15 protein-coding genes are annotated in these 15415 nt (G+C 72.0%); 7 read left to right on the top strand and 8 right to left on the bottom strand.

Features of this window, described 5'->3' with window-relative positions:
* Positions 1 to 163 precede the first annotated feature (163 nt).
* From ACZ6MA_RS10485 to ACZ6MA_RS10475, 3 genes are all read right to left on the bottom strand, one after another.
* Positions 164 to 1318 (bottom strand): magnesium and cobalt transport protein CorA, encoded by a 1155-nt coding sequence (locus tag ACZ6MA_RS10485; protein WP_469432680.1) that lies wholly within the window; start codon positions 1316 to 1318, stop codon positions 164 to 166.
* Between the two features lie 115 nt (positions 1319 to 1433).
* Entirely contained in the window at positions 1434 to 2780 is a 1347-nt protein-coding gene (lysA, locus tag ACZ6MA_RS10480) for a diaminopimelate decarboxylase (RefSeq protein WP_469432678.1), read from the bottom strand.
* Between the two features lie 72 nt (positions 2781 to 2852).
* A complete protein-coding gene (locus ACZ6MA_RS10475; RefSeq protein WP_469432677.1) occupies positions 2853 to 3248 on the bottom strand; it encodes an SAV_915 family protein in 396 nt (131 codons plus the stop codon).
* 295 nt (positions 3249 to 3543) lie between these two features.
* Here ACZ6MA_RS10475 and ACZ6MA_RS10470 point away from each other — a divergent pair, with 295 nt between their 5' ends.
* Together ACZ6MA_RS10470 and ACZ6MA_RS10465 are read left to right on the top strand one after the other, a co-directional pair.
* Positions 3544 to 5346: an AMP-binding protein gene (locus tag ACZ6MA_RS10470; protein WP_469432676.1), complete on the top strand. Its 1803-nt coding sequence runs from the start codon at positions 3544 to 3546 to the stop codon at positions 5344 to 5346.
* The gene (locus ACZ6MA_RS10465) at positions 5343 to 6980 is read left to right on the top strand and encodes an AMP-binding protein (RefSeq protein WP_469432675.1); all 1638 of its coding nucleotides are present in this window, start codon (positions 5343 to 5345) and stop codon (positions 6978 to 6980) included. Before ACZ6MA_RS10470 ends, ACZ6MA_RS10465 begins: the two co-directional genes overlap by 4 nt.
* A gap of 195 nt (positions 6981 to 7175) precedes the next feature.
* Here ACZ6MA_RS10465 and ACZ6MA_RS10460 read toward each other — a convergent pair whose 3' ends face one another.
* The 4 genes from ACZ6MA_RS10460 to ACZ6MA_RS10445 all read right to left on the bottom strand — a co-directional run bounded on the left by ACZ6MA_RS10460 (position 7176) and on the right by ACZ6MA_RS10445 (position 11695).
* On the bottom strand, positions 7176 to 7889 hold the full coding sequence (locus ACZ6MA_RS10460; protein WP_469432674.1) for a hypothetical protein: 714 nt from the start codon (positions 7887 to 7889) through the stop codon (positions 7176 to 7178).
* A 271-nt stretch (positions 7890 to 8160) separates the two neighbouring features.
* Positions 8161 to 9873 (bottom strand): glyoxylate carboligase, encoded by a 1713-nt coding sequence (gcl, locus tag ACZ6MA_RS10455; protein WP_469433137.1) that lies wholly within the window; start codon positions 9871 to 9873, stop codon positions 8161 to 8163.
* 11 nt (positions 9874 to 9884) lie between these two features.
* Entirely contained in the window at positions 9885 to 10787 is a 903-nt protein-coding gene (locus ACZ6MA_RS10450) for a 2-hydroxy-3-oxopropionate reductase (RefSeq protein ID WP_469432673.1), read from the bottom strand.
* 83 nt (positions 10788 to 10870) lie between these two features.
* Positions 10871 to 11695, bottom strand: a complete 825-nt coding sequence (locus tag ACZ6MA_RS10445; protein WP_469432672.1) for a TIM barrel protein — start codon at positions 11693 to 11695, stop codon at positions 10871 to 10873.
* A 123-nt stretch (positions 11696 to 11818) separates the two neighbouring features.
* Here ACZ6MA_RS10445 and ACZ6MA_RS10440 point away from each other — a divergent pair, with 123 nt between their 5' ends.
* Positions 11819 to 12070 carry a YkoF family thiamine-binding protein gene (locus ACZ6MA_RS10440; protein ID WP_365207936.1) on the top strand — a complete coding sequence of 84 codons (252 nt, stop codon included), beginning with the start codon at positions 11819 to 11821 and terminating at the stop codon, positions 12068 to 12070.
* Between the two features lie 53 nt (positions 12071 to 12123).
* Positions 12124 to 12459 carry a helix-turn-helix domain-containing protein gene (locus ACZ6MA_RS10435; RefSeq protein WP_469433136.1) on the top strand — a complete coding sequence of 112 codons (336 nt, stop codon included), beginning with the start codon at positions 12124 to 12126 and terminating at the stop codon, positions 12457 to 12459.
* Positions 12460 to 12490: 31 nt separating this feature from the next.
* Here ACZ6MA_RS10435 and ACZ6MA_RS10430 read toward each other — a convergent pair whose 3' ends face one another.
* Positions 12491 to 13351 (bottom strand): caspase family protein, encoded by an 861-nt coding sequence (locus ACZ6MA_RS10430; RefSeq protein WP_469432670.1) that lies wholly within the window; start codon positions 13349 to 13351, stop codon positions 12491 to 12493.
* 270 nt (positions 13352 to 13621) lie between these two features.
* Between ACZ6MA_RS10430 and uraD the strand changes: the two genes are divergently transcribed.
* From uraD to pucL, 3 genes are read left to right on the top strand one after another with little or no spacing between them, the layout of a single operon-like run.
* Complete coding sequence (uraD, locus tag ACZ6MA_RS10425) at positions 13622 to 14149, top strand: 2-oxo-4-hydroxy-4-carboxy-5-ureidoimidazoline decarboxylase (protein ID WP_469432668.1); 528 nt, start codon at positions 13622 to 13624, stop codon at positions 14147 to 14149.
* Positions 14146 to 14502, top strand: coding sequence for a hydroxyisourate hydrolase (gene uraH, locus ACZ6MA_RS10420; protein WP_469432666.1), 357 nt, complete (start codon positions 14146 to 14148; stop codon positions 14500 to 14502). The genes uraD and uraH overlap by 4 nt, the downstream gene beginning before the upstream one ends.
* Before the next feature lie 7 nt (positions 14503 to 14509).
* Positions 14510 to 15412 (top strand): factor-independent urate hydroxylase, encoded by a 903-nt coding sequence (pucL, locus tag ACZ6MA_RS10415; protein WP_469432665.1) that lies wholly within the window; start codon positions 14510 to 14512, stop codon positions 15410 to 15412.
* Positions 15413 to 15415 lie beyond the last annotated feature (3 nt).

The raw sequence follows: 15415 nt of genomic DNA, 5'->3' as shown, positions 1-15415 counted from the left end.
GTGCTCGGCCACGTGGTGAAGGTGCTGGTTGCTGCTCAGCAGGTCGCCGTACGGCATGAGCAGCGTCCACGCCCCTGCATTCTCCCCAGCGGCCGGATCCGCCTCCCAGGGCGTGCCGCAACCGCTGCGTAAGGGCGTGGATCCTACCCCTGGGGCTGATCCCTCAGAGCCAGTCCCGCCGCTTGAAGATGAAGTACAGGCTCACGCACACCACAGCCATCAGCAGGATCGCGAAGGGGTACCCGAACGCCCACGCCAGCTCCGGCATCCGCTCGAAGTTCATCCCGTAGATCGTCCCCACCAGCGTCGGGGCGAACAGAATCGCCGCCCACGACGAGATCTTCTTGATCTCCTCGTTCTGCTCGAAGCCCGCCTCCGCCAGCGCCCGCATCTCGGCGTTCTGCTGCTGGGTGACGAGGGTGGCGTTCACCGCGAGGATGTCCGCCAGGGCCGAGCGGAAGCCGTCGACGCGTTCGCTGGTGTGGGTCACGTGGTCGGCGACGTCGCGCAGGTAGCGCTGGAGTTCGTCGTCGGTGCCGTACTTGGCGAAGCCGGCCATCAGGCCGTGGAGCATGCCGACCAGGGGGCGGGTCGCGCGCTGGAACTCCACCATTTCGCGGGCGAGTTCGTAGATGCGGCGGGAGACGGCGGGGTCGCCGCCGAAGACCTCGGTCTCGATCTCGTCGATGTCGTTCTGCACGCCGGCCACGACCGGGGCGTAGCCGTCGACGACCGCGTCGAGGATCGCGTAGAGCACCGCCTCCGGGCCCAGGGCCAGCAGTTCGGGGGTGGCCTCCATGCGGCGGCGGACCGCCGACAGGTCGGGGGCCGCGCCGTGCCGGACGGTGATCACGAAGTCGGGGCCGACGAAGATGTGCAGCTCCCCGAAGTCGACCTCCTCCGGGGCGTCGAGATAGCGGGCGGCGCGCAGGACGACGAAGAGGGTGTCGCCGTAACGTTCCAGCTTGGGGCGCTGGTGGGCTTCGAGGGCGTCCTCCACCGCGAGCTGGTGCAGATCGAATTCCTCGGCCAGCGAGACCAGCTCGTTCTCCGTCGGCCGGTGCAGCCCGATCCAGGCCATGGCCTCGGGCTGTTCGCGCAGCCGGCGGTAGGTGTCGGCCAGAGAGGTCGGGGTGCTGACGCGGTGGCCGTCGCGGTAGACGGCGGCGTGGACGACGCTGCCTTCGCCGCCCGCCGGTGCCGAGGGGGCCGGCGACGGACGCCTCACCGGGGGAGTGCCGCCCGTACGACCGGCCGGCGGCCGCAGCCAGGACGCCTTCTTCGGGGTGGGCTGTCGGCGCGGAGGGTTCTCGGACATGGGGGCTTGGCCTCCTCTCGCTCAGCACGGACCGCGAACAGGATATACGGCCCCAAAATAATCCCCCGGGGCAGGTGTGACTCATGAGATCCCACGAGCCCGCGCAAGAGCGCCCTCATTCCCCCACGTCACGGCCGCGCAGATCCTCCAGCGTCTCGCGGCGTACGAGCAGCCGCGCCCGGCCCCCGGAGACGGCCGCCACCGGGGGGCGGCCGACGAGGTTGTACGCGGACGCCATGGACAGGTGGTACGCGCCCGACGCCGGGACGGCCAGGAGGTCGCCGGGGCGGATGTCGCCGGGCAGGGGCACTCCCTCGGCGAGGACGTCGCCCGCCTCGCAGTGGCGTCCCACCACGGTCGTCGCGCGGGGCGGCGCGGGTGAGGCGCGGCCCACGAGCCGGACGGTGTAGCGCACCCCGTAGAGCGCGGGGCGCGGGTTGTCGCTCATGCCGCCGTCCACCGCCACGAACGTCGACGCGCCCGTGGTCTTGACGGCCAGCACCCGGTAGAGCGCCACGCCCGCGGGCCCGGCGATCCAGCGGCCCGGCTCCACGGTCAGCCGGGGTGCCGGAAGGCCGAACCGGGCGCACGTCAGCGCGAGTTCGCCGCCGACCCGCTCGGCGTACGTGCGGGGGTCCAGGGCCGGGTCGCCGTCGCGGTAGGCGATGGCGAAGCCGCCGCCGAGATCGAGTTCCGGGAGCGTCACCCCGTGCCAGTCACGGATCCGGGCGAGCAACGGGACCAGGCGCCGCACCGCCGTGACGTACGGGTCGAGTCCGGCGATCTGCGAACCGAGGTGGCAGTGCAGTCCCACCAGCTCCAGCCGGGGCCGGCCGAGGATCCGTGCCACCGCGTCCTCGGCCTCGCCGCCCGCGACCGGCAGCCCGAACTTCTGGCCCTCCATGCCGGTCCGTACGGCCGGGTGTGCCCCGGCCTCGACCCCCGGCACGACACGCACCAGCACCTTCTGCCGGGTGCCCGGCGGGACGAGGGCGGCGAGGCCCGCGATCTCGTCGGTGTGGTCGATGACGACGCGGCCCACCCCCAGGCGCAGCGCGGTCCGCAGGTCGTCGGGGCTCTTGGCGTTGCCGTGCAGCACGATGCGGTCGGCGGGGAAACCGGTGTGCGCGGCCAGTTCCAGCTCCCCGGCGGAGCAGACGTCCAGGCACAGTCCCTCCTCCCGGACCCAGCGGATCATGGCGCGGGTGAGGAACGCCTTGCCGGCGTAGGCGACGTCGGCGTGCGGGAGCGCGGTGCGCCAGGCGCGGGCCCGGGCGCGCACCTCGTCCTCGTCGACGATGTAGGAGGGGGTGCCGAAGCGGTCGGCGAGTTCGGCGAGGGCGACGCCGCCGACGGCGAGGTCGCCCGTGGGCAGGCTCCGCGTCGACGCGGGCCACACGGGCGCGGGCGCCGGCTCCTCGGGCAGCGGTGGCAGGGGCGGCGGGGCGAGGGGAAGGGACACGGACGGCCTCCGTCGAGGGGGAGAAGTGAGAACCGGTGGGGCAGCCGGCCGGCGTCGTCGCCGGCGCGGCCGTCAGCCGGGGGAGGCCGGGAGGAGGGCGCCGGCGTCCGGGGGGAGGGGCCGTACGGCGGGGGCCGTCAGCAGGGGGTCGACGGAGACCAGCCGGACACCGAGGGGCACCGCGAGGGCGCGGACGGCCGGCAGGGCGAGACGGACGGACGGGTGACCCGCGCCCAGAATGTCGCACAGCCGCCGCTCGGTGGTGAAAGCGACGGCTGTGCGGGTGCCCAGGGGGGTGCGGAAGACACGCAGGGTGTACCCGCTGGGGCAGAGCCGTACGGGCACGTACAGGGGCGCTGCCTGATGACTGTGGGCCGGTTCGGAAGGTTCTCCGTCGTCGGCCTGCGGGCTGTCGGTGGTGACGGCGGCGACGGCGGCGGCTTCGGCGGGGGTTCGGCTCAGGTGCATGACGATCCTCGTGAGATGTCGGGAAACGCGTCGCCCACGCTATGCCCGGCCCGCACCGCGCCGAGTGTGTCCTTGACACGCTGTTGACCCCACGGCGCCCTCCCTTGACGGGTTATTGACGCCCGGTGGCCGACACCGGCCCGTACCCCGCCGTCTGCCGCGTCATCCGCACCCGCACCCACGGGCCGCGCGCTCGGCGGAGACCGCGCAGGACTCCCCGCACGCGCGAAAGCTCCGTCCCCGAAACGTGTCCGCCCCCGTGTGAGGGTAGTGAGAGTCAGGACACCGTCGCACGATGCTCTCAAGGGCACTTCCCGGCACCGCCGAGGAAGGGCGGGCGACGCCCGGCGACCTTGGAGGACTTGTGACGGCAAGCAGACCACCCACCGACGCGACCGCGGAGTTCCGGGCGGCCCGCGACTTCCTGCTCGCACACCGCGAGGACTACCGGGCGGCGTACGACGGTTTCCGCTGGCCCCGGCCGGCGGAGTTCAACTGGGCCTACGACTGGTTCGACCGGATTGCCGAGGGCAACGACCGGACCGCCCTGTGGATCGTCGAGGAGGACGGCGGCGAGACACGGCTGACGTTCGACGCCCTGCGGCGCCGCTCCCACCAGGTCGCCAACTGGCTGCGTGACCAGGGCGTACGGGCCGGGGACCGGATTGTCGTCATGCTCGGCAACCAGGCCGAACTGTGGGAGACCGCGCTCGCCGCGATGCGGCTGCGGGCCGTGGTCATCCCCGCCACCCCGCTGCTGGGCCCCGCGGACCTCGCCGACCGCATCGAGCGCGGCCGGGCCCGGCACGTGATCGTGCGGGCCGAGGACACGGGGAAGTTCGACGCCGTACCCGGTGACTACACGAGGATCGCGGTCGGCACCCGGCCGGGCACCGCCGGGGCCCGCACGCCGCGCCCGGGCGGGGGCACCGGCTGGCTCGCCTACGAGGACTCCACCCGGGCCGACGACGAGTGCGCACCGGACGGCCCCACCCGCTCCGACGAGACCCTGCTGCTGTATTTCACCTCCGGCACCACCGCTCGTCCCAAGCTCGTCGAACACACCCATGTGTCGTATCCGGTCGGCCATTTGACGACCATGTACTGGATCGGGCTCCGGCCCGGTGACGTCCACCTCAACATCTCCTCACCCGGCTGGGCCAAGCACGCCTGGTCCAATCTCTTCGCCCCCTGGAACGCCGAAGCCACCGTCTTCGTCTTCAACTACACCCGCTTCGACGCCGCCCGCCTCATGGCCGAGATGGACCGCTGCGGCATCACCAGCTTCTGCGCGCCGCCCACCGTGTGGCGGATGCTCATCCAGGCCGACCTGGGCGCGCTGCGCCACCCCCCGCGCGAGGTCGTCGCCGCGGGGGAACCCCTCAACCCCGAGGTGATCGAGACCGTCCGGCGGGCCTGGGGTGTCGGCATCCGCGACGGGTTCGGCCAGACCGAGACCTCCGTGCAGATCGCCAACCCGCCCGGGCAGACGCTCAAGACCGGTTCCATGGGGCGGCCCAGCCCCGGCTTCACCGTCGTCCTCCTCGACCCCGTCACCGGCGAGCCCGCCGACGAGGGCGAGATCGCCCTGGACCTCACGGACCCCGACCGGCTGCCCGTCGGCCTGATGACCGGCTACGCCGGCGACCCGGAGCGCACCGCCGAGGCCATGGCGGGCGGCTACTACCGGACCGGTGACATCGGCACGCGCGACGCCGACGGCTATGTGACCTACGTCGGCCGGCAGGACGACGTCTTCAAGTCCAGCGACTACAAGGTCAGCCCGTTCGAGCTGGAGAGCGCGCTCCTCGAACACGTGGCCGTGGCCGAGGCGGCCGTCGTCCCCGCCCCCGACCCGCTGCGGCTGGCCGTGCCCAAGGCGTACGTCGTCCTCGCCGAGGGCTGGGAGCCCGGCCCGGAGACGGCGAAGGCCCTCTTCGCGCACTCACGGGCCACCCTCGCGCCCTACAAGCGCGTCCGTCGGCTGGAGTTCGCCGCACTGCCCAAGACCGTGTCCGGCAAGATCCGCCGCATCGTGCTGCGCGAGCACACCGCGCAGGGCGGCGGCACCGAGTACCGAGAGGAAGACCACCGGTGAGCACACCCTCCCACGCCGCGGGCCCGACCGGGAGCCCGCTGCTCGACCACACCATCGGCGCCGACCTGGCCCGTACGATCGAGCGCTTCGGTGACCGCGAGGCGCTCGTCGACGTCCCCGGCGGACGCCGCTGGACCTACACGGAGTTCGGGCGGGCCGTCGAGGAAGTGGCACTCGGGCTGCTCGCCAAGGGCGTGGCCAAGGGCGACCGGGTCGGGATCTGGGCGGTCAACTGCCCCGAGTGGGTACTGATCCAGTACGCCACCGCCCGCATCGGCGCGATCATGGTCAACATCAACCCGTCCTACCGCGTGCACGAACTGGCCTACGTGCTGCGGCAGGCGGGAGTCAGCGTGCTCGTCTCCTCCGTCGAACACAAGACCAGCGACTACCGGCGGATGGTCGAGCAGGTGCGGGCCACCTGCCCGTCCCTGCGCGACGTCGTCTACATCGCCGACCCCACCTGGGCCGGGCTGATCCGGCTCGGCCAGGGCGTCGCGCGCGAACGGCTCGTCGAACGCGAGGCACGGCTCGGCTGCGACGACCCGGTCAACATCCAGTACACCTCCGGCACCACGGGCTTCGCGAAGGGCGCCACCCTCTCCCACCGCAACATCCTCAACAACGGCTACTTCGTGGGACAGACGCTCGGTTACACCGAGAACGACCGGATCGCGCTGCCCGTGCCCTTCTACCACTGCTTCGGCATGGTGATGGGCAATCTCGCCGCCACCAGTCACGGCGCGTGCGTCGTCATCCCGGCCCCCACCTTCGACCCCGTCGCCACCCTGCACGCCGTCGAACGCGAACGATGTACCTCGCTCTACGGCGTCCCCACCATGTTCATCGCCGAGCTGAACCTCCCGGACTTCGCCACCTACGACCTCTCCTCGCTGCGCACCGGCATCATGGGCGGCTCGCCGTGCCCCGAGGAGGTGATGAAGCGGGTCGTCACCGAGATGCACATGGCCGAGGTCGCCATCTGCTACGGCATGACCGAGACCTCACCGGTCTCCACCCAGACCCGGCGCGACGACGACCTCGGGCGCCGCACCGGGACGGTCGGCCGGGTGCTGCCGCACATCGAGGTGAAGGTCACCGACCCGGGCACCGGCCGCACCGTCCCCCGCGGGGAGCCGGGCGAGCTGTGCACCCGCGGCTACTCGGTGATGCTGGGCTACTGGAACGATCCGGAGCGCACCGCCGAGGTCGTCGACGCGGACCGCTGGATGCACACCGGTGACCTGGCGGTCATGGACGAGGACGGCTACGTACGGATCGTCGGCCGCATCAAGGACATGATCATCAGGGGTGGGGAGAACGTCTACCCGCGTGAGATCGAGGAGTTCCTCCACTCCCACCCGAAGATCGCCGATGTCCAGGTCATCGGGGTGCCGGACGAGAAGTACGGCGAGGAGATCATGGCCTGTGTCATCCTGCGCGACCCCGCCGAGACCCTCGGCCGCGACGAGCTGGCCCGGTTCTGCCGGGGGCGGCTGGCCCACTTCAAGATCCCCCGGCATCTGCGGATCCTCGAGGCGTTCCCCATGACCGTCAGCGGCAAGGTCCGCAAGGTGGAACTGCGCGAACAGGCCACCGCGGCCCTGGCGCCGAAGGACACGGCGCCGGCGTGAGGCCGGGCCCGGCCGGGGCGCACGAGTAAGCGGGGAGGGCCGTCTCCGGCCCGCCCCGCACCCCCCGTGGACGGGCCCGCGATCCCCCGTATCGCTCTCGCGGGCCCAGAAGAAGTCTCCGCCCGGTGTGACCAAGTCGCCATGCCCAGGGGCCAGTTCAGAGGAAGACTTGAGCTTCGGCCGGTGGCCGGTGGCCTAACGGCCCGGCCCGGCGCCGCGCCGGACCAGCTCGTCCGCCGCGTCGTTGAGCGCCTGCGGGGCGCCCGTGAGGTCCACGAGGAACAGCGGAAGCCGCAGGTCGTCGGCGCGGGAGCGGGCGCCGTGGGCGTATCCCGCGAGGGAGAAGCAGACGCCGGTCGCGGAGTCGAGGAGGCCGTACAGCCACAGGCACTCGATGTCGCGCAGCGTCGTGGGCAGGGTGGTGGGGTCGACCCGCGCGACGGCACCGGTGGCCCGCAGATCGACGCCGGTGGCGCTGGGGGCCGTGCCGCTCCCCGTGCGGCGCACGTCCGTGAAGCCGAGCCAGCGCAGATACCGCTCGGCCGCCGCGACCGCGTCCCGCTCGGTGCGGATCGACAGCGGACGGAAGGCGGGCCGCCTCGGCACCACCGGCTCGGGGGCCTCGTCGAGCGCCGCGACGGGTTCGCGCGCGGGCCGCACGGGCAGCCGGACGACCGTGCCGCAGGAGCAGCCGAACTCGGGCCGGGGCCATTGGTCCTGGCGGTCACAGGCCGGGCAGCGCACCGCGACCCATGAGTCGCGCCAGGTGCGCTGCGCCAGTAACTCGGGGGTCGCGTCGGGCAGTACGGGCAGGGTCAGCGGTGCTCCGCACGCGCAGGGGAAGGTCGGCGGGGTGAAGGAGTGCTCCCGGCGGCACGTCGGGCAGTGCACCGGCACGCTCTTGGCCATCTTCGGCTCCAGCAACGGGGTCCGTAGGGGCGGGGTACGGGCCCATCGTCCACGATGAGGGCGCGGCCGGGGAGCGATTCGCGAAGGGTATGTCCGCCCGGCGCCCCCTACGCGATGCCGTGCGCCGGAGCGCGCGCGGTCCGCTACCCGCGCGGCGGGCCGCCGGCCCGCCGCGCGGCTAGCGAGCGGAAGGGGACCCGGACGGCGGCGGGCCTGGGCGCGACAGGACAGGTGTCGGCACCGCCGCCGCCCGGGGGACGGGGCCCGGGTGTCACCCCCGGGGGGCGGGCTCGAACTCCTGGACCGCGTCGATGTCCGGGCCGTGCGGAGTGTTCGCCTCCCGCTCGATCAGGATCTCGACCAGGACCGGCCGCGAGGTCGACACGGCCTCCTTGCGGGCCCATTCGATGGCCGGACGGATGTCCGCGGGGTCCACCACCCGGCGGCCGGAACAGCCGTACGCCTCCATGAGCTTGACGTTGTCCGTCCCGGTCTCGTCGTAGTGGATGTCGACCTGGTAGTTCATGTCGTAGCCGATCGAGGCCTGCCGGATGAGGCCCAGGTACTCGTTGTTCAGCATGATCAGCACATACGGCACGTCGTACTGCGCGGCGACCGCGAGTTCCTCGACCATGTACTGGAAGCCGTAGTCGCCCACGATGCCGACGACTTCGGCATCGCCCCGGCCCATCCCCTCCAGCGCCTTCCTGACGCCGATCGCGGCCGGGATCTCCCAGCCGAGCGGGCCGGCCTGGCCGCACACCTGGTAGTGACGGGGCCGGTGGGCCTTTTGGTGCTGGCCGCCCCAGATCTGGTAGAGGCCGATGGCGGTGACGAAGTACGTGTCCTCGCCGAAGACCGCGTTGATCTCCTTGTAGACGCGGGGGGCCTTGACCGGGACGGTGTCGAAGTCCTCGCGGCGGACCAGGGTCCGTTTGAGTTCCCGGCAGCGCTCGACCCACGCGCCGACGTCGGCCCGGGCCCCACGGGCCCGGGCGGCCTCCAGCAGCGCCGCGAGGAAGAGCTTCGCGTCCGCGACGATGCCGAGGTCCGGCTCGATGACCTTGCCGAGCTGGGTGGGTTCGATGTCGACGTGCACGAACGTCCGGTCGCCCTTGTACGTCGCGAGGTTCGCCCCGGTGTGGCGGTCGCCGAACCGGGCGCCGACGGCGAGCACGAAGTCCGCTTCGAGGAAGGAGGCGTTGGCGTAGCGCTGCGAGGTCTGGATGCCGGTGGTGCCGAGGTTCAGCTCGTGGTCGTCCTCGATGACGCCCTTGCCCATGAGGGTGACCTGGAAGGGCACCCGCAGGTGTTCCACCAGTGCGCGCAGCTCGGCCGAGGCCTCGGCGAGGATCACTCCGCCGCCGGCGAGGACGAGCGGCCGCTCGGCGGCGAGCAGCAGATCGAGGGCGGCCTCGACCCGGGGCGCGTGCGGCACGACGGCGGGTACCGGCAGCCGGGTGTCGAGGGCGGGGTCGTAGCGGATCTCCTGGCGTGCGAGGTCCACGGGGATATCGATCAGGACCGGCCCCGGGCGGCCCTGGCGGGCGATCCGGAACGCTTCCCGGAAGGCCCACGGGATCTGCGCCGCCTCCTTGATCTGCACGGCCCATTTGGTGACGGGCCGCGCGATCTCCACGATGTCGACCGCCTGGAAGGCCTCCTGGTGCAGCTTGGTGGAGACCGCCTGGCCGGTGACGCAGAGCATCGGGACGGAATCGGCGAGCGCGGTGTACAGGCCGGTGACGAGGTTGGTGCCGCCGGGGCCCGAGGTGGCGAGGGCCACGCCGACCCGGCCGTTGGTGCGGGCCCAGCCGTCGGCCATGTGGGTCGCGCCCTCCTCGTGCCGGACGGTGAGGTGTTCGATGCCGCCGACCACCTCCATCGCCTTGTACAGCGGCAGGATCGCGGCACCGGGGCAGCCGAAGGCGATGTCGACGCCCTCGTCCTTCATGATGTGCACCGCCGCCTCCATGGCGGGCATCCGCACGGCGCTCACGACGCGGTGCCCGACAGCCGTTCGACCCCGCGCAGCAGCGCGGAATGGTCGAGCCCGCCGTCCCCTTGCGCGCGGGCCGCGCCGACCAGCTGGGCGACCACCGAGCCGACCGGCAGGACGGCGCCGACGGCGCGGGCCGCGTCGGTGACGATGCCCATGTCCTTGTGGTGCAGATCGATCCGGAAGCCCGGCGCGAAGTCGCGGCCGAGGAAGTTGTGTTTCTTCCGTGTCAGCACGGTCGAACCGGCGAGGCCGCCGTTCAGCACCTCCAGTGCGGCGGCGAGGTCGACCCCGGATTTCTCCAGGAAGACCACGGCCTCGGCGCAGGCCTGGATGTTGACCGCGACGATCAGCTGGTTGGCGGCCTTGACGGTCTGTCCGGCGCCGTGCGGCCCGCAGTGCACGACGGTGGTGCCGAGGGCGTCGAGGAGGGGCCGGGCGGCGTCGACGTCGGCCCGCTCGCCACCGACCATGATGGACAGGACGCCCTCGACGGCGCCCGCCTCGCCGCCGGAGACCGGGGCGTCCAGGACCCGCAGGCCCCGGCCGGCCGCCGCGGCGGCCTCGGCCAGCTCCACGGACGTCCGCGGGGTGACGGACGACATGTCGATCAGCAGCGCCCCTTCGCGGGCGTGGGCGAGGATGCCGTCCTCGCCGTAGGCGACGGCCTCGACCTGGGGTGAGGCGGGGACCATGGTGATCACGACGTCGGCGTCCCGGACCGCCTCGGCGACGGACGCGGCGGGGGTGCCGCCCGCCGCGGCGAGCCGGTCGAGCTTGTCCGTCTCGAGGGTGAAGCCGGTGACGCGGTAACCGGCCTTGATGAGGTTCTCGGACATGGGGGAGCCCATGATGCCGAGGCCTATCCAGGCGACGGCGGGGAGTGGGGCGGTGCTCATGGCGTCCTCTCGGTGCGATGGGGCCAGTAAATGTGCGTGAGGGCCGGATGAGCCCGGACGGAGGCCGGGGGTGTCCGACGGGGTCAGTCCTGCCGCGACAGCCAGCCGAAGGCGTCCGCGCTCGGCCCGTCCGGCCGGTACTCGAGGCCGATCCACCCGTCGTAGCCGGCCTTCTCCAGCCGGTCGAGCAGCTCGGGGACGTCGAGGCCGCCGGTGCCGGGGGCGCCGCGGCCCGGGTCGTCGGCGATCTGTACGTGGCCGGTCCGGCCGGCGTAGCGGTCGATGACCTCGTGCAGGTCCTCGCCGCTTCGCGACAGGTGGTACAGGTCCATCAGGAAGCGGGCGTTGCCGAGCCCGGTGGCCGCGTCGACCCGCTCCACGACCTCCACCGCCGAGGCCGCGGTGACGAGCGGGTAGCGGGGGGACTCGGGGGCGTTCAGCGCCTCGATCAGCAAGGTCGCCCCCACCCGGTCGGCGGCGCGGGCGGCGAGCGTCAGGTTCTCCAGCGCGAGGGCGTCCTGGTCCCACGGATCCGCGCCGTCGACGCGGTTGCCGTACAGGGCGTTGAGCGCCGTGCACCCCACCGACCGGGCGAAGTCGGCCGCGACGTCGATGTTGGCGCGGAAGCGCTCGGATGCGGTGCCGGGTACGGACAGGGCGCCCCGGTCCGGCCCCGGCAGTTCGCCGGCGTAGAAGTTCAGCCCCACCAGGTGGGTGCCCGCCTCGGTCAACGCGGCACGCAGCGCGTCGAGTTCCGCCGGGTCGGGGGTGGGTGTCGCGGGCCAGGGCCACCACAGCTCGACCGCCGTGAAGCCGGCCGCGGCGGCCGCCGCCGGGCGCTCCAGGAGCGGGAGTTCGGTGAAGAGGATCGAGAGGTTCACATCGAAGCGCTGATCGCGGAGGCTCATCGGCCAGGAAATCCTTCCGTAATGCGGAAGTCAACTTCTGCTTACCGGAAGCGTGCTCGCGGAGGGGAAAGCCTGTCAAGAGGGGCGGCGCCGGGAGCGGGCGGGCGCAGTAGGTTGGGCCGCGTGCGATTGAGAGTGGAGTTCACGACCGAACCGTTCGATCTCGACGAGGCCCCGCCGCACGCGGTGGTGGCCCGCGAGGTGGTCCAGGGTGCCGCGCTGGACGCCGTCGACGTCGGCCCGTTCGGCAACACCGCCGAGGGCGGGGCCGAAGCCGTGTTGACGGCGGTGGACGAGCTGGTGCGCGCGTCGCTGCGGGCCGGTGCCACCCGGGTGTCCTTGCAGATCAACGTGGTTCCGGAGGACGGTTCGTGACGGAGTCGACGGCGGGCCCCTTCCGTGACGCGGTCAGACCGCTCGTCGAGGCCATGGGCGGGGAGATGCTCGAACCGGACCGGGCCGAGGGCGACGACGTCGTGCTGTCCTGGCAGGGCCGCCCGGTCGTGGCCGTGCGGCTGCCCCACCTGTCCGACTCGCTGGACCACATCCTCGCCGAGCTCGAACGCCGCCACGGCATGCCGCTCGCGGAACTGGACCGCAGGACCAAGCAGTCGGTCGTACGGCTCCTCGAACAACGCGGCGCCTTCACGCTGCGGCACGGCGTGGAGACGGTGGCCGGCGCGCTCGGCGTCAGCCGCTTCACCGTCTACAACTACCTGAACAGGGAGAACGCCGCCCGGGGCGGAGCCGGAACCGGCACCTGAGGCGCGCCGCAGCCGGTCGGACCGCAGCCGGTCAGATCGAGAACGGCCGTTGCTCGACGAACTCCGGGTCGGGCCGGCCGGCCAGGAAGAGATTGGGGCTCTGGAGGTACTCGCCGCGCAACTCCTCCTTCACCCGGCGGTGCAGCGCCCGGTAGTCGCCGGAGAACCCCGACCCGCTGTTCCAGACGCTCAGCAGCGCACCGGTGAACGCGCCGTTGACGGGACCGTCCATGGAGGTCTGGTCGTCCTGGCAGCCGGAGATCAGCAGGACGCTGGCCCCGATCTCCCGGACGTCCTTGGCGGGCAGCTCCCGCTGGATCCGGTCGTAGAGCGCCTTGTCGCGCTGGTACAGCTTGTTGGTCAGATAGAGCGGCAGGGCCTTGATCCGCTTCTCCGCCTCCTTCGGCTCCCGGGTGCCGAAGGCGCTCTCCAGCGCCTCGGGCGCGAGCATCCCGGTCACCTGCTCGGCGACGCTTCCGCTGTGGCAGCTGTCCGACAGCACGACGATGCGCACGCCGTCCTCGAAACTCCCGTACAGCTCGTACAGTTCGTCGTCGACGAACTGCCGGTCGAAGAGGACCCAGGTCTCGTCCTGCCGGTCCTCCTCGTCGCCGTTGAGGTCGGGGACCTGGCCTCCGTGACCGGAGTAGGTGAGGAAGAGGATGTCGCCGCTCCGCAGTTCCTTCGCGGCCTTCTTCAGCGCCGCGGTGACGTTCGCGGTGGTCGCGTCCGCCGTCAGCAGCATCGTCCGGTCCCGGTAGTTCAGGCTCTCGGCGAGTTCGGCCATGTCCCGGGCGTCGTTCTCGCAGGCGTTGAGTTCGCCGTCCCAGCCGTCGTACTGCGCGGGGTCGACCTTGTTCAGGCCGATGTGGATCGACAGGCCAGTGGGCATGGTGTTCCCTCCGTGCGGACGGCGTCCGTCCCCGGTATCTCCGTGGTTCGCGGTATGGGTGCCGTGGCCGTGACCGGCGTAATCATCTATCGGACAAGACGCCTCGATCGGACGATCACGCCGCCCGCGCATCCGGTATCCGGACGCCGTGTTCCGGGCCCGTCCGCCACCCCCGAGGGAATTTCAACAAAGTGTTGACGCGGTGTTGTCGAAGGCGTTAGCTATGCGCAGCCCGTCCGAGCACCGCACGCAAGCGCCGCGGAGGCCGCCGTGACTTCGAGTCCGACGCCGGGGCTCACCCGGTTCAACGCCGCCGAGGATGACGCCGCCCGGGCCGCACTGCGCGAAGTCTGCGCCGGTGCGGCCTGGGGCGACGAGATCCTCGCCCGGCGCCCGTATCCCGACACCGCGGCCCTGCTCGCCGCGAGCGACGCCGCCACGGCCCGGCTCACGGCGGCGGAGCTGGCCGAGGCGATGGCCGCGCACCCGCCGATCGGGCGCCCCCGGCCCGGGGACCCGGCGTCCGCCCGCGAACAGCGGGGCATGGCGGACGCGCCCGACGCCCTGCGGGCCGAGATGCTCGCCCTCGGCCTGGCCTACCAGGAGAAGTTCGGGCACGTCTTTTTGATCTGCGCCACCGGACTGACCGCCGAGCAGATGCTCGACGCCGTTCGTCATCGTCTCGACAACGCGCCGGAACACGAACGCGAGATCGTGCGAGGAGAACTGGGCAAGATCAACCGCATCCGGCTGGCCCGGCTCGCGGCAGCACCCGACGGCGAAGGAGCACCACCATGAGCAGCGAGGAGACCGCCTCGGTGTCCACCCACATCCTGGACACCAGCGCCGGGCGCCCGGCCCCGGGAGTCACCGTCGAGCTGGCCGCCCGGGGCGAGGGCGACCCCTACCGCGCACTCGGCCGTTCCACCACGGACCGGGACGGGCGCTGCACGGACCTTCCGGCACTGCCGGAAGGCACGCACCACGCGCGGCTCACGTTCGCCGTCGAGCCGTATCTCGCACGCAGCCGAGCCGCGGGCGCAGCCTTCTTCCCCGAGGTGACGGTCGCCTTCGCCGTCACACCGGGCGAGCACTACCACCTACCGCTGCTGCTCAACCCGTTCGGCTACTCCGTATACCGAGGGAGCTAGCACGCCCATGCCCATCCTTGGCCAGAACCAGTACGGCAAAGCCGAGAACCGCCTCCTCAAGCTCACCCGCGACGGGGCCACCCACCACGTCAAGGACCTCAACGTCTCGGTGGCGCTCTCCGGCGACATGGACGAGGTCCACCTCTCCGGCTCCAACACCAACGTCCTGACGACCGACGCCACCAAGAACACGGTGTTCGCCTTCGCCAAGGAACACGGCGTCGAGACCGCCGAGCACTTCGGCATCCAGCTGGCCCGCCACTTCGTCACCAGCCAGCAGGCGGTCACCGGCGCGCGCGTGCGGATCGAGGAGTACGCCTGGGAGCGGATCGGGACCGCCGGCCCCGGCGAGCACTCCTTCGTCCGGAAGAACCAGGAGACGCGCACCGCGCAGATCACCTTCGACGGCTCGGCCTGGCAGATCGTCTCGGGCCTCAAGGACCTCGTGGTGATGAACACCACCGACTCCGAATTCCGCGGATACGTCAAGGACCGCTACACCACGCTGAAGGAGACCGACGACCGGATCCTCGCCACCGAGGTGCACGCCCGCTGGCGGCACGCCTGGACCGACGACTCCCGGCCCGCGCCGGACTGGGACCGCTCCTACGAACGGACCCGCGGGGACCTGCTGAGCGGCTTCGCCGAGACCTACTCCCGCTCCCTCCAGCAGACCCTCTACGCGATGGGCGCACGGGTCGTCGAGCGGGGCCCGGAGATCGAGGAGATCCGGCTCTCGCTCCCCAACAAACACCACTTCCTCGTGGACCTGTCACCGTTCGGCATCAAGAACGACACCGCCGACGGAGCCGTGTACTTCGCGGCCGACCGGCCCTACGGCCTCATCGAGGCGACCGTCCTGCGCGACGGCGCCGAGCAGCGCATCCCCGTCGATCCGACGAACCTCTGAGCG

Source organism: Streptomyces sp. NPDC042259 (assembly GCF_055582085.1).
This window is presented reverse-complemented; position numbering and strand designations above follow the sequence as displayed.

Bases quoted from the DNA above. Each gene is read 5' to 3' on its own strand.
- ACZ6MA_RS10470 (WP_469432676.1), top strand. From the start codon at position 3,544: ATGCTCTCAAGGGCACTTCCCGGCACCGCCGAGGAAGGGCGGGCGACG.
- pucL (WP_469432665.1), top strand. From the start codon at position 14,510: ATGCCCATCCTTGGCCAGAACCAGTACGGCAAAGCCGAGAACCGCCTC.
- ACZ6MA_RS10435 (WP_469433136.1), top strand. From the start codon at position 12,124: ATGGGCGGGGAGATGCTCGAACCGGACCGGGCCGAGGGCGACGACGTC.
- ACZ6MA_RS10445 (WP_469432672.1), bottom strand. From the start codon at position 11,695: ATGAGCCTCCGCGATCAGCGCTTCGATGTGAACCTCTCGATCCTCTTC.
- ACZ6MA_RS10460 (WP_469432674.1), bottom strand. From the start codon at position 7,889: ATGGCCAAGAGCGTGCCGGTGCACTGCCCGACGTGCCGCCGGGAGCAC.
- ACZ6MA_RS10450 (WP_469432673.1), bottom strand. From the start codon at position 10,787: ATGAGCACCGCCCCACTCCCCGCCGTCGCCTGGATAGGCCTCGGCATC.
- ACZ6MA_RS10485 (WP_469432680.1), bottom strand. From the start codon at position 1,318: ATGTCCGAGAACCCTCCGCGCCGACAGCCCACCCCGAAGAAGGCGTCC.
- uraH (WP_469432666.1), top strand. From the start codon at position 14,146: ATGAGCAGCGAGGAGACCGCCTCGGTGTCCACCCACATCCTGGACACC.
- gcl (WP_469433137.1), bottom strand. From the start codon at position 9,873: ATGCCCGCCATGGAGGCGGCGGTGCACATCATGAAGGACGAGGGCGTC.
- ACZ6MA_RS10475 (WP_469432677.1), bottom strand. From the start codon at position 3,248: ATGCACCTGAGCCGAACCCCCGCCGAAGCCGCCGCCGTCGCCGCCGTC.
- ACZ6MA_RS10430 (WP_469432670.1), bottom strand. From the start codon at position 13,351: ATGCCCACTGGCCTGTCGATCCACATCGGCCTGAACAAGGTCGACCCC.